We start from the raw sequence: 12653 nt of genomic DNA on the forward strand, positions 1-12653 counted from the left end.
TCCTCAGGTTTTTTATAGTTTTAGCAGGTTCGCGGCGGCTGCGATCGGGTCTGCCGGCGCCCGGCGTGTGATCGGCGCGCGCGACGCCACCCAGTCGTTTTCCCAGGCGGTGATTTTCGTCGTGGCCGCGGCCTGATCGAATGTGCCGGGGGCGCGAAGGGCGTCGAACAGCATGGTCCAGCGCGGCAGGTAGAAATCACGATAAAGGCCTTGCCAGGCCTTGGAGGCATAGTCGTGGAGATTGCCGATGCCGCCCCAGACCGTGACCTGGGCGCGGGCGTTCTTTTCATAATTGTCGCGCTCGGCCGGCGTATCGCCATAGGCGCGCGCCTCGGCGATCCAGGTGGCCAGGCTCCACGGCTGCGCGCCCATCAGGTCGTCGAGCGCATTGACCCTGGTCTTGATCGTATCGACGCCGGCGTCGCCGTCAGCGATCTTGCCGGACTGGTAAGACGCGATCGCCGACTTGATACGGTCGTCGAGATCGAGGCTTACGGCGTGGCGGGTGAATTCGACGACGTCGAACCGGAAGAGCGGCGCCTTCGCAAAGTACGGCGAAAGCGTCAGCAGTTGCGACAAACCGGCCTTCAGCGCCGCCCGGTCGCCCGGTGCGCCTTCATACCCGGCCATGGCGACATCCGGGCGCTTGCACAGCAGATAGGCGCCGGCTGTCGAGTGCCACCAGCGCGGCGTCCAGTACCGCGTGCGGAAGACCCCATCCGAGACCTTCAGCCAGGCCGCCACCAGTTCGGGCGAGGTTCGGCCATAGCGGGCGCGTGTATAATTGGTCAACCAATCGCCGAGGTCGCCCGGCGTGCCCGACCATCCCAGCTCATAAAGGTATTCATAGACGACTGAATTGGTGTCGAGCCCTTCCGGGAAGACGCCGAAACCCTTGAGGTTGCCGCGCCGAGGATCGGCGGCGATCGCGGGCACATCCTGGCGGTAATAGTCGAGGTCGCCATAGACCGGGTTCGAGCCGCCGTAATTGTGGACATAGCCATAGATCCACTGTTTGCCGTGGAAGGCCTCTGCGGTCGCATGGACGTTGGCATAGCGGTCATTGCCGATATCGAGCACCATCAACCCGTCATCCGGCACGTCCTTGAGAAAGGCGGCGATGGCGCCGGCGGTCCAGAACTTTTGATCCGCGCCGAACAGCCAGCCCTGCATCACCCACACGGCGTCCGGCCGGCTTTGCCGGATCGAGTCGTGGATACGCTTGCCATAGGCCGCCAGCCGTTCGGCCTTGACCTTCGGGTCGACGTCCGCGTCCTTGACGGCATTGGCCGTCGAGTCGCCATAGGCGCCCTTGAGGTTTGCGCCGTCGCCGATCGGCGGCAGCATTTCGTTGAACGAGTCGGCCAGCCAATACCGGCCCTTGCCGTAAGTTGCTTCGTAGAGATCGAGGAATCGTCCGGCCAGCTTCGCAAACAAAGGATCGGCGGGGTCGAGCCACCAGGTCTCGTGAAAACCCTCCCAGGCGCGCATCTTGTAAATGCGCGCTTCGGGATGTTTGTCGGCAAAGGCCTTGGGCACATAGCCGCCGAACGCCGGCAAGATGGGCTCCATGCCCAAGGCCCGCATGGCGCCGAGGATTCGCTTTTGCAGGTCGCGTTTTTTCAGGATCCAGTTCGCCGGCAGCGGCGCCTGATAACCTTCGACATTGCCCATGCGCTGCCAGGGCGTGAAGGCTGGTCCCGAGAAGTAAGCGTCGAGCTCGGCGGTATTCAGCCCCTGTTCTTGCCACAACTGCCGCCAGACATAGTCCTGGCCTTCCATGGCCAGCGGCATGTCGATGCCGTGCAGGGCCATCCAGTCGATTTCGCGTTGCCAGCGCTTCCAGTCCCAGAAGGGCGTGGTGTAGCCGAAGGTGCAGGTGTTGAGATAGGCGCGATGCTGGAACGGCGTCGTCACACGGCCGCTGCGACAGTCGGGCAGGGGGCCGGACGCGACGCGGTCGCCTTCCCAGTTCATCTGGGCCGTGCCGGTCGTCGACAGGTAGGCATAGGCACCGCGCAAGGCCGCGACGGCCGACGATCCGTGGACAGCGACATGGCCGCCCTGGGCCGTCACTTCATACCATGGCGCGGCGGCGGGTTTCGAATCGACCGTCAGCCGGAAGCCGACGGCCTTTCGGCCCAGCAGGCGCGTCAGCACGGGCGCGGCAGCGTCGCCGTGCGCCGTTTTGGCCAGGGCAGGCAAGGGTGTGAGCGCGGCGGCCGCTGCCACCAGTTGACGGCGGGATAGACCAGTCATGACAGCCCTTATCGCACGTCGTTGAGTTCCGCGACAACGTCGTAGGCGTCACCGCGATACCAGGATTGGGTCAGCTCGCAGGTCCGTCCGTCCGCCGCAAAGCCGCGGCGTTCGATGAACAGGCCGGGGGCGCCCGGCTCGACACCGAGAAGACCGGCGTGTTCGGCATCGAAGGCCAGGGCGCGTAACCGTTGCAGGGCGCGGACCGGACGATGACCAGTTGTTTCCAGCGCGGCGTAGAGCGAAGCGTCCACGGCGTCGAGCGACGGCAGGCAGTGCCCGGGCACGGTCGAGTGTTCGAGGGCCATGATCAGGCCGTCGGCATAGCGCAGGCGCCGAAAGCGATAGACGCGCGTGCCGGGTGACAGACCGAAGGACAGGGCTTCTTCCGGCGTCACCACACCCTCGCTTTTCGACAACCATTGCGAATGGGTTTTCCGGCCGCGCGCCGCCATGTCTTCGGAAAACGAGGTCAGACGCGAGAAATCCTTTTTGACGCGGGCCGCCACGAAGGTTCCGGCGCCCCGTTTGCGGGTCAGCAGGCCCTCGGCGACCAGGCCCTCGATGGCGTTGCGCACGGTGATGCGCGACACGCCGAGCTCGGCCGCCAGGTCGCGTTCCGGCGGGATCATGTCGTCCGGCGTCAGCACCTGGGTCTGGATGGCGTCGCGTAACGACCGCTGCAACTGCATATACAGCGGTGCGCCACGCTGCTTGTCGATGGGGCCGATGATCTCAGAGAAAGAAAGGGTGGCGGGGGCGGGCGGGGGACGAAGATCGCTCATGTCAGGCTCAGATCTTGATGAGGATGCGGTTGCGGTCGAGGGCGTAGCCGAAGAGCCAGCAGGCCAGCATATAGGCGATGGCGCATAGAAGCGCGCCGACCGGGCCGGGCGCCACGGCCTGGAAGAGATGGAGGCCGATCCAGTCGTACAGGCCCTTGCCGTCCGGCGCCTTGATCAGTTGTAGTACGGTGACGAACAGTTCCGAAAAGAGATAAATGGCCAGCGGATTGCGGCCGAACACCTCGCAGAAGCGCTGGCCGAAGCGGATCTTGGCGATCTCGACCCAGGCGATCAGGCCGCCGAGCAAGGCCAGGTCGAGGCCGATATTGACCAGGGCGAACGAACTGGTCCACAGGCGCTTGGCCAGCGGAAAGGCGAGGCTCCAGGCAAAACCGGCCAGAAGCGCCACGGCCCCGGAGATCAGCAGCATACGGACGGTTTTTTTGCGGTCGGGCCGCGACGCGATGTAACGGCCGGCAAGATAGCCTGCAATGACATTGGCGATGGCGGGCAGGGTGCTGAACAGGCCTTCCGGATCATAGCCATGGCCTTTGACGTACATATGGTCGACGCCAAGTACGGCGCGGTCGAATTGCGCGGCGATATTGCCGAGGGGCGTCAGCTGTTCGCCTGGCGGGCCCAGGACCATCAATGCGCCCCAGTAGCCGAGCAGCAGGCCGGCGCTTAAGGCTGCCAGTCCACGCCACGACAGGTAGCGGATGGCGATCGAGGCGAACAGGAAGCACAGGGCGATCCGCTGCAGCACGCCCATGATACGCGTATGGTCGATCGGATTGAACGCCCAGCTTCCGTCCGGGTTCTGATGAAAGAACGGAAACCAGTACATCAGGTAGCCGAGCAGGAAGATAATGGCGGCGCGTTTGCTGACTTTCGCGAAAAACTCACCCGCCGGGGCGGCCTTCGGATCGCCGAAGCTCATCGCATTGCCGACGGCGAACAGAAAAGCCGGAAAGACAAGATCGGCGAGGGTCAGGCCGAACCATTTGGCGTGGCTGAGCAGCGAAAACGGATCGGCGCCGGCGCCCGACGTATTGACCACGATCATCAGGCAGACCGTCAGCCCACGGAAGACATCGAGCGATTTAAAACGGGGTTTTTCCATCAAGAGCCCTGAAAGAAAAAAGGCCGCCGCCAGGGGAAACTCGCGGCGGCCAATCCGCCTGGACAACACTTGGCGGCAGGAGGGATTTTGAGACCAACTCAGGACATAAGGGATATGTCCGATCAATTGGTACGTCAATTCTAAAATATTATAAAATGAAATTTTATTTTCAATTTTACGAACGACAAACAAAATCGCGGCCCGGGAACCGGACCGCGATAAAGCCATCTCGATGTGCGGTCTGTCAGCCGTCCAATGCCGCGTAGGCGGGAACGGTCAGGAAGTCCGCGCAATGGGCGGCCGTGGCCAGTTCGGTAAACAGGGCCCGCGCCTCGGCAAAGTGGCCGTCCGTGAATGGCCGCATCTCGGCCTCGATCAGGTCCAGCACCCTTTCCCGCGTGACAACGCGGCCGTCGTCGAGCGTAGCGCCATGCCGGATCCACTGCCACACCTGGGTGCGCGAAATCTCGGCGGTGGCGGCGTCTTCCATCAGGTTATAGAGCGGCACCGCACCCCGGCCGCGCAGCCAGGCCTCGATATACTGGATGCCGACGCGGATATTTTCGCGCAGGCCCTGTTCGGTGCGTGTGCCGTCGTGGACCTTGAGCAGGTCCTCGCGCGTGGTTTCGATCTCTTCGCGCAGACGCGACAGCTGGTTCGGTCCCGGCATCAGGCGGTCGAAGACGGCCGTGGCGACCGGCACAAGATCCGGGTGGGCGACCCAGGTGCCGTCGTGGCCGTCGCCGGCCTCGCGCTCCTTGTCGGCGCGCACGCGGGCAAAGGCAGCGTCGTTGGCGGCGGGATCGGTCTTGACCGGGATCTGGGCCGCCATGCCGCCCATGGCGAAGGCGCGGCGTCGGTGGCAGGTTTTGATCAGTTCGACCGAATAGGCGCGGAGAAACGCATTGCCCATGACCATCTTCGACCGGTCGGGGGTGACGAAGCGCGGGTTTTCGGCGAAGGTCTTGATGAAGCTGAAAATATAGTCCCAGCGCCCGCAGTTGAGCCCCGCCATATGGTCGCGCAGCTCGTAGAGGATTTCGTCCATTTCGAAGGCCGCCGGCAGGGTCTCGATCAGGGCCGTGACCTTGACGGTGCCTTGCGGCAGGCCAAGGTAATCCTGCGCGAAGACGATGACGTCGTTCCACAGCCGCGCCTCCAGATGCGATTCCATCTTGGGCAGGTAGAAGTAGGGCCCGGAGCCTTGGTCGATCGCTGCCCGGGCGCAGTGGAACATGTAGAGCCCGAAGTCGAACAGGGCGCCTGACATGACCTGGCCCGCGACCGTGGCGTGGCGCTCGTCGAGCCTCCAGCCGCGCGGGCGGATTTTCAAAACGGCGACGTCGTCGTTGAGGCGGTAGGCCTTGCCTGTCGTGGGATCGTCGTACGACAGCTTGCCGGCCCACCGGTCCTTGAGGTTCAGTTGCCCGTCGATGCAGTTGGAAAACGTCGGTGAATTGGCGTCTTCGAAGTCGGCCATGAAGACCTTTGCGCCCGAATTGAGCGCATTGATGATCATCTTGCGGTCGACCGGGCCGGTGATTTCGACGCGGCGGTCCTGAAGATCGGCCGGGATCGGCGCGACGGTCCAATTGGCTTTGCGGATGTCGGCGGTTTCGGCCAGGAAATCGGGCAGGGCGCCGGCGTCGAACTCCGCCTGGCGGACCGTGCGTGCCATCAGGCGTTCCTGGCGGCGCGGCTCGAAGCGGCGATGCAGTTCCGCCAGAAAGGTCAGGGCTTCCGGCGTGAGAATTTCGCCCATGCGCCCGGTGACGGGAGCGGCGATGTCGACGGTGGCGGGCATTGTGGTGTCCAGCGGCATGAGAGCCTCTCCTTAACCTGAGCTTGGCGATGATGAAAAGGGTGCGCCCTTCCGTCCGGTGAGGGGTGGGAGACGGAAGGGCGCTTGGGCGGCTGTTATCCGGCGTGTTTCCTGGGCGCCTTTATTGTTATCGCCGCCGTATGGGAATCTTCCTCTCCCCACTTGAGGGGAGAGGACGGGAGCGGTACGCTACCGGGTGAGGGGTAACCGTCAGCAGATGCGTGCGCTGACCGTGCGGTAGACCCCTCATCCGGCCCTTCGGGCCACCTTCTCCCCTCAGGTGGGGAGAAGGGAAGAGTTCCGATGTCGTTTGCTTACTTTCACTCGTACCCGAACGCAGCTTCGTTGATGACGAGCGACGGCATCTTCGAGAAGTCGACCGGGACGGGCTGGGCGATCTTCGCCTGGTAGGTCTTGAGCACGTGCTCCATGCGGCGCATCGCTTCCTGGGTCGCTTCGGACTGCGGATCGAGCTTGAGTGGGGCCAGGCAGAATTCGATGATGGCCTGGGGACGGGTCATGGGTTCCATGGTTTAACTCCTTTTGGCTTCAGTTATTCCGCCGCGATGGTGAATTGGGCGGTCTCGGTGGATTCTTTCATAGCCGTCGTCGACGACTGGCCGTTGGTGATGGTCTCGGCGACCTTGTCGAAATAGCCGGTGCCGACTTCGCGCTGGTGGCGGGTGGCGGTATAGCCCAGCGCTTCGTTGCCGAATTCGCGTTGCTGAAGCTCCGAATAGGCGGCCATGCCGTGGTCGCGGTAGCCGTCGGCCAGCTCGAACATCGAGTTGTTCAAGGCATGGAAGCCGGCCAGAGTCACGAACTGGAACTTGTAGCCCATGGCGCCCAGCTCGCGCTGGAATTTGGCGATCGTGGCCTCGTCGAGCTTGGCCTTCCAGTTGAAGGACGGCGAGCAGTTGTAGGCCAGGAGCTTCCCCGGATGCTCCTTGTGCACGGCCTCGGCGAAGCGGCGGGCGTCGTCGAGATCGGGGTGCGAGGTCTCCCACCACAGGAGGTCGGCGTACTTGGCATAGGACAGGCCGCGCGCGATGCAGTGGTCGAGGCCCGTGCCCGGCTTCAGGCGGTAGAAGCCTTCGACGGTGCGGTCGTCACGCTCGATGAACGGATGGTCGCGTTCATCGACGTCCGACGTGATCAGCTGCGCCGATTCGGCGTCGGTGCGCGCGACGGTCAGGGTCGGCACGCCCATGACATCGGCCGCCAGGCGCGCCGAGATCAGGTTGCGTTCGTGGGCCTGCGTCGGGATCAGGACCTTGCCGCCCAGGTGGCCGCACTTCTTTTCCGAGGCCAGCTGGTCTTCGAAGTGGACGCCCGAGGCGCCGGCTTCGATAAAGGCCTTCATGATCTCGAAGCTGTTGAGCGGGCCGCCGAAGCCGGCCTCGGCGTCGGCGACGATCGGGGCGAACCAGTCGCGCCTGGCGCCGCCTTCCGAATGCTCGATCTGGTCGGCGCGTTGCAGGGTGCGGTTGATGCGGCGGCACAGTTCCGGCGCGGCATTGGCCGGGTACAGCGACTGGTCGGGATACATGCTTGAGGCCGTATTGCTGTCGGCGGCGACCTGCCAGCCCGAGAGGTAGATGGCCTTGAGGCCGGCGCGCACCATCTGCATCGCCTGGTTGCCGGTCATGGCGCCGAGGCTGTTGATGAAGGGCTCGGTGTGCAGCAGCGCCCACAGGCGGTTGGCGCCGCGTTCGGCCAGGGTATGGCTGATCGGGAACGAGCCGCGCAGGCGCAGGACGTCTTCGGGAGTGTAGGGGCGCTGTATGCCGTCGAAACGGCCGGCGGGGGCGGAAGGAACGAGGTCCTGGAAGGTGGTCATGATCGGGCTCTCAACAGGGAGGACAAAAATTTCGGGCCGGACGGGACGACGGGCGAATGTCAATTTGTCACAAATTTTCATTTCGCATCCGCCGCCCATGTCCGGGTCGACATCCATGAAATGCGCTTGTTTTGCTGGAAAGGAAATATTTGTGCGCCGCGAAACCGCGTCATCAGGAAAAAGACGACACTTGCAGTTTTGTAAAATTATGACAGAATGACAAAATGGCCGACCTGGAACGCAAGCTCTATCTCGGCGGGCGCCTCAAGCGTCTGCGTTACGATTTCAATCTCAGCCAGACGAAGATGGCCGAGGATTTGGGCGTGTCGGCCTCCTACCTCAACCATCTCGAACGCAACCAGCGCCCGGTGACGGCGCAGATCCTGCTCAAGCTGGCTTCGACCTACGATATCGACCTGCGCAGCTTCACCGACGATACGGAACCGGCGGGCGAGGCCGCGCTGACCGAAATCTTCGCCGATCCTCTGTTCAAGGACCTGAAACTGCCACGGCGCGAGATTGCCGACCTGGTCGCGACCTCGCCCATGGCGGCCGAGGCGGTGACGCTGCTCTACCGCGCCTATACGGAACGCAAGAAGCGCGACGCCCTGGAAGCGCGGCCGCCCGAGGACGACCTCGAATCACCCGCCGACTGGGCGCGCGACCAGATCCAGGGCCACCATAACTTCTTCCCCGAGCTCGATGACCTCGGCGAAAAGCTGTTCGAACTTCTGGGCGCCGATCCGCATACGCTTGAGGAGGCGGGCGGCCGCCGCCTGCGCGAACAGCACCGCATCGATATCCGCCTGATGCCGGCCAATGTCATGATGATGTACCAGCGCCGCTTCGATCCGCACCGCCGCCGGCTGATGATTTCGGAAACGCTCGGCATCTCGTCGCGGCGCTTCGCCGTCGTCTATCAACTGGCCCTGTCGGAATACGGGGCCGAGATCAAGGCGCTGGCCGAAAAGGCGAGGGCGCCCGACCTGGCGTCCGCCCGGCTCTACAAGATCGCGCTGATCAACTACCTGACCGCAGCGACGCTGATGCCCTATGGCCGCTTCCTGGAGGCCGCCGAGAGCAATGCCTACGATATCGAGCTTCTGCGCGCGCCGTTCGAAGTGTCGTTCGAGCAGGCGGCGCAGCGCCTGACCACCCTGTCGCGGCCGGGGCATCGCGGCGTACCCTTCTTCCTGGTGCGCATCGACAGCGCGGGTAACGTTTCGAAACGATTCTCCGCCGGACCGTTCCCCTTTTCCCGTTACGGTGGCACCTGCCCGCGCTGGAATATCCACCAGGCCTTTCAGACGCCCGGGCGCGTTGTCACCCAGGTCATCGAAACGCCCGGCGGGCAGCGGTTCTTTACGCTGGCGCGCACGCTCGACAGGGGGCTGCGCGCCTATGCCGATGGGGCCTGGTCGGAACAGGCCGTAGGGCTGGGCTGCGAGCTGAAGCACGCCGACAGGCTGATCTATGCCCGCGGCATCGACCTTGGCCACCCCAATGCCGTCGAGACCGGCCCCATGTGCCGCCTGTGCGAACGGCCGAACTGCCGCGAACGCGCCGCGCCTCCGGCGGTCAAGGCGCTTCAGGTCGATGAGTGGATCAAGGCGGTCACTGCGTTTCCGTTCTGATCCCGCCATGTAACGGCTTGATTGCGTGTGAGTATAACAATACTATTTACCATAAAGGCCAGTATTGCGCGGATGGCGGGCAATTTGTAACAGAGTCGTGACAATTGCCTCGTAATTGCCGTTTGCGTAAGCTAACTGTCGTTGCTATAGTTACAGCACGCGCCGCTATTCATCCCCCCCCTCGAACAGCGGCGATGAGATGGGCACCTACACCCCCCCCCTCGTCGGTGCCCATCATTCCCTTTTCCAGTATCACAAAGCGCTTTTCGCGGCCCGATCCGCGCGCTAACCTGTGACCGGATTTGCGGGGAGTTTCCGACATGGATTTCGATCGGCTGGCTGAGACCTGGTACGCGGCATGGAACGCCCGCGACCTCGACGCCATCATGGCGCTCTATGCCGACGATGTACGCTTTACCTCGCCCTATGTGCGCACGCTGGAATTCGCCGCCGACGGCACCCTGACCACGAAATTCGACCTCGAGCGCTATTTCGCGCTCGGCCTGTCCAAAATCCCGAACCTGCATTTCACACCGGTCGTCAATTGTATCAGCGCCGACAGCCACACCATGGTCTACCGCAACCAGTCGGACGCCTGGGTCACGGAAATGCATGAATATGACGGCCACGGCATGATCGTTCGTGTCGTCGCGTCCTATGCCGGATCGCCCGCCTGATGCCGGACGCCGAACTCCCGCCACTGCCAGAGCCCGAGACGGTTACAATCGACGGTCTGGCGGTCAGCCTGTACGGGCGTCCCGCCGGTATTCCGATCATCCTGTCGCCGGGCCTCGACGGCCACGGCGCCTATTGGCGGCCGCAGGTCCGGGCGCTGATGAACCGTTACCGCGTCATCCTCTACGATCATCGCGGCACGGGCGGCAGCGACCATGCCGACCTGCCTGAACCGTACAGTGTGTCGCACATGGCCGGCGATATTGCCGCCATTCTCGACGGGCTCGATTACGAAGCGGCGCACATCGTCGGTCACGCCGCCGGCGCGCTGGCGGGGCTGCAACTGGCGCTCGATGCGCCGGAGCGTGTCCTGAGCGTTGCAGCGATCAACGGCTGGGCGGCGACCGAGCCCTACACCGCGCGCTGCCTCGACATTTACATGGCTATCTACCGCGCGGGCGGACCGGAAGCCTGGCTCAGGGCGCAGCCTATGGCCCTCTTTCCAGCCGAGTGGATTGCCGATCATCTTGACGACCTCGACGCGCTGGCCGCGCACCAGGCGGCGGGCTTCCCGTCCGCACAGGTCCTTGCCGCCCGCATCCAGGCGCTGTCCGACTTCGATATCCGGGAGCGCCTCGGCGACATCGCCTGCCCTGTACTGGTCATGGGCAGTCTGGACGACATGCTGGTGCCGGTGCGCGCTTCGGCTAACCTGGCCGAGGGTCTGTCCAACCCGCAGTTTGTCGCCGTGCCGTGGGGCGGCCATGCCGTCAATGTCACCGTGCCGGAAGAGTTCGACCGTTATCTGCTGACATTCCTGCGGGAACTTTAGGCGGCAGCCATCCTTCGCGTGTCTTCACCCTTTACGCTGGCTGATGATCTGCTAATACTCAGACATATAAGTGCGCTGGACCAGGCGCCGAAATCCGATTCAAGGGAGATATCCATGCGCCTTCTGACCTCCGTGGCCGCGATCGCGGCTGCCTTCATTTTACCCGCCATCGCTGAGGCGGCCGACACGCCCGTGCAGATGACGCTGGATGCGTCGAAGCCCGGGCCGGTCATCGACCGCCATATCTTCGGCCAGTTCGCCGAGCATCTGGGCAGCGGCATCTATGGCGGCATCTGGGTCGGCAAGGATTCGACCATTCCCAACACACGGGGTATCCGCAACGACGTCGTGGCGGCGCTGAAGGCACTGAAGGTGCCGGATGTGCGCTGGCCGGGCGGTTGTTTCGCCGACGAATATAACTGGCGACGCGGCGTCGGGCCGGAGCGCAAGGCCGCCGTCAACACCAACTGGGGCGGCGTGGTCGAGCCCAACACCTTCGGCACCGACGAGTTCATGGACTTCGCCCAGCAGATCGGCACCGAGGCCTATGTCTCGGTCAATGTCGGCTCGGGCACGCCGCAGGAAGCGGCCGAATGGGTCGAATACATGACCTCGTCGACCGACGACGCCATGGGCCAGGAGCGCGCCAGGAACGGCCATCCGGAACAGTACAAGGTGGCGATCCTCGGCCTCGGCAACGAGTCGTGGGACTGCGGCGGCGCCATGACGCCCGACTTCTATGTCAGCGAAATGAAGCGCTATGCCCGCTTCGTGCACAACTACAATCCCGCCCAGCCGATGAAGCGCGTGGCCGTCGGCCCGAACGTCGCCGACACCAGCTATACCGAAGCCGTCATGAAGGCGTGGCAGGGCCATTCGTGGGCGTGGGACATCGAAGGCCTGTCGCTGCACTCGTATTCGACGGGCGGCTGGCCGCCGCACCTGCCGGCGACCGGCTTCGACGAGAAGGATTATGCCATCCTGCTCAACGAAACGCTCGGCATGGAAAAGCTGGTCGCGACGCACTCGGCGATCATGGACAAGTACGATCCTGAAAAGAAGGTCGCCCTTGTCGTCGACGAATGGGGCGCCTGGCTGCAGGCGACGCCCGGGACGCACGAAGGCTTCCTGGTGCAGCAGAACAGCCAGCGCGACGCCGTCCTGGCCGCGCTCAACATCAACATCTTCGCGCGCCACGCCGACCGCGTCCGCATGGCCAATATCGCGCAGATGATCAACGTCCTGCAGGCCATGATCCTGACCGACAAGGACAAGATGCTGCTGACCCCGACCTACCACGTCTTCCACATGTACGTGCCGTTCCAGGACGCGACCTTCGTCCCGCTGGCCTTCGACGCCGGGCAATATACGACGAACGGCATCACCCTGCCGCGCGTCGATGCGGTCGCTGCCAAGGATAAGGCGGGCAAGGTGTGGATCGCCATCACCAATGTCGATCCGAAATCGCCCGTGACCTTCAGCGTCGCGATCAACGGCGTCAAGGCGACGAAGGCGTCGGGCCAGACCCTGTCGGCCCCGAAGATCGACAGCGTCAATACGTTCGAACAGCCCAACACCGTCGCCCCCAAGGCGGTTTCGGCCAAGATCGCCAACGGCAAGCTTTCGATCACCGTGGCCCCGGCCTCGGTGACGGTGATCGGGCTGGAATAGGTCCGCAGTATG

The 12653-nt window shown here is 63.8% G+C and carries 10 protein-coding genes; 4 read left to right on the forward strand and 6 right to left on the reverse strand.

Going from position 1 to position 12653, the window contains the following annotated elements:
- Window positions 1-12 precede the first annotated feature (12 nt).
- From AB8717_RS19935 to aceA, 6 genes are all read right to left on the reverse strand, one after another.
- The gene (locus AB8717_RS19935) at window positions 13-2259 is read right to left on the reverse strand and encodes an alpha-N-acetylglucosaminidase (protein WP_443751270.1); all 2247 of its coding nucleotides are present in this window, start codon (window positions 2257-2259) and stop codon (window positions 13-15) included.
- Window positions 2260-2267: 8 nt separating this feature from the next.
- Complete coding sequence (locus tag AB8717_RS19940) at window positions 2268-3044, reverse strand: GntR family transcriptional regulator (protein WP_443751271.1); 777 nt, start codon at window positions 3042-3044, stop codon at window positions 2268-2270.
- Between the two features lie 7 nt (window positions 3045-3051).
- The gene (locus AB8717_RS19945) at window positions 3052-4167 is read right to left on the reverse strand and encodes an acyltransferase family protein (RefSeq protein WP_443751272.1); all 1116 of its coding nucleotides are present in this window, start codon (window positions 4165-4167) and stop codon (window positions 3052-3054) included.
- Between the two features lie 244 nt (window positions 4168-4411).
- Complete coding sequence (gene aceB, locus AB8717_RS19950) at window positions 4412-5989, reverse strand: malate synthase A (protein WP_443751273.1); 1578 nt, start codon at window positions 5987-5989, stop codon at window positions 4412-4414.
- A 320-nt stretch (window positions 5990-6309) separates the two neighbouring features.
- Window positions 6310-6519 (reverse strand): hypothetical protein, encoded by a 210-nt coding sequence (locus tag AB8717_RS19955; RefSeq protein WP_443751274.1) that lies wholly within the window; start codon window positions 6517-6519, stop codon window positions 6310-6312.
- A gap of 23 nt (window positions 6520-6542) precedes the next feature.
- The gene (aceA, locus tag AB8717_RS19960) at window positions 6543-7829 is read right to left on the reverse strand and encodes an isocitrate lyase (protein WP_443751275.1); all 1287 of its coding nucleotides are present in this window, start codon (window positions 7827-7829) and stop codon (window positions 6543-6545) included.
- A 224-nt stretch (window positions 7830-8053) separates the two neighbouring features.
- Here aceA and AB8717_RS19965 point away from each other — a divergent pair, with 224 nt between their 5' ends.
- The 4 genes from AB8717_RS19965 to AB8717_RS19980 all read left to right on the forward strand — a co-directional run bounded on the left by AB8717_RS19965 (window position 8054) and on the right by AB8717_RS19980 (window position 12641).
- Window positions 8054-9463: a helix-turn-helix domain-containing protein gene (locus AB8717_RS19965; protein ID WP_443751276.1), complete on the forward strand. Its 1410-nt coding sequence runs from the start codon at window positions 8054-8056 to the stop codon at window positions 9461-9463.
- A 320-nt stretch (window positions 9464-9783) separates the two neighbouring features.
- Window positions 9784-10140 carry a nuclear transport factor 2 family protein gene (locus AB8717_RS19970; RefSeq protein WP_443751277.1) on the forward strand — a complete coding sequence of 119 codons (357 nt, stop codon included), beginning with the start codon at window positions 9784-9786 and terminating at the stop codon, window positions 10138-10140.
- On the forward strand, window positions 10140-10970 hold the full coding sequence (rutD, locus tag AB8717_RS19975) for a pyrimidine utilization protein D (protein WP_443751278.1): 831 nt from the start codon (window positions 10140-10142) through the stop codon (window positions 10968-10970). Before AB8717_RS19970 ends, rutD begins: the two co-directional genes overlap by 1 nt.
- Before the next feature lie 114 nt (window positions 10971-11084).
- Window positions 11085-12641 (forward strand): alpha-N-arabinofuranosidase, encoded by a 1557-nt coding sequence (locus AB8717_RS19980; RefSeq protein WP_443751279.1) that lies wholly within the window; start codon window positions 11085-11087, stop codon window positions 12639-12641.
- Window positions 12642-12653: the final 12 nt, after the last annotated feature.

The organism is Asticcacaulis solisilvae, from assembly GCF_052327315.1.
GTDB classification, from domain to species: Bacteria; Pseudomonadota; Alphaproteobacteria; order Caulobacterales; family Caulobacteraceae; genus Asticcacaulis; species Asticcacaulis solisilvae_B.

Coding starts and splice junctions, on each gene's coding strand:
- AB8717_RS19935 (WP_443751270.1), bottom strand. CDS start 2,259: ATGACTGGTCTATCCCGCCGTCAACTGGTGGCAGCGGCCGCCGCGCTC.
- AB8717_RS19940 (WP_443751271.1), bottom strand. CDS start 3,044: ATGAGCGATCTTCGTCCCCCGCCCGCCCCCGCCACCCTTTCTTTCTCT.
- AB8717_RS19945 (WP_443751272.1), bottom strand. CDS start 4,167: ATGGAAAAACCCCGTTTTAAATCGCTCGATGTCTTCCGTGGGCTGACG.
- aceB (WP_443751273.1), bottom strand. CDS start 5,989: ATGCCGCTGGACACCACAATGCCCGCCACCGTCGACATCGCCGCTCCC.
- AB8717_RS19955 (WP_443751274.1), bottom strand. CDS start 6,519: ATGGAACCCATGACCCGTCCCCAGGCCATCATCGAATTCTGCCTGGCC.
- aceA (WP_443751275.1), bottom strand. CDS start 7,829: ATGACCACCTTCCAGGACCTCGTTCCTTCCGCCCCCGCCGGCCGTTTC.
- AB8717_RS19965 (WP_443751276.1), top strand. CDS start 8,054: ATGGCCGACCTGGAACGCAAGCTCTATCTCGGCGGGCGCCTCAAGCGT.
- AB8717_RS19970 (WP_443751277.1), top strand. CDS start 9,784: ATGGATTTCGATCGGCTGGCTGAGACCTGGTACGCGGCATGGAACGCC.
- rutD (WP_443751278.1), top strand. CDS start 10,140: ATGCCGGACGCCGAACTCCCGCCACTGCCAGAGCCCGAGACGGTTACA.
- AB8717_RS19980 (WP_443751279.1), top strand. CDS start 11,085: ATGCGCCTTCTGACCTCCGTGGCCGCGATCGCGGCTGCCTTCATTTTA.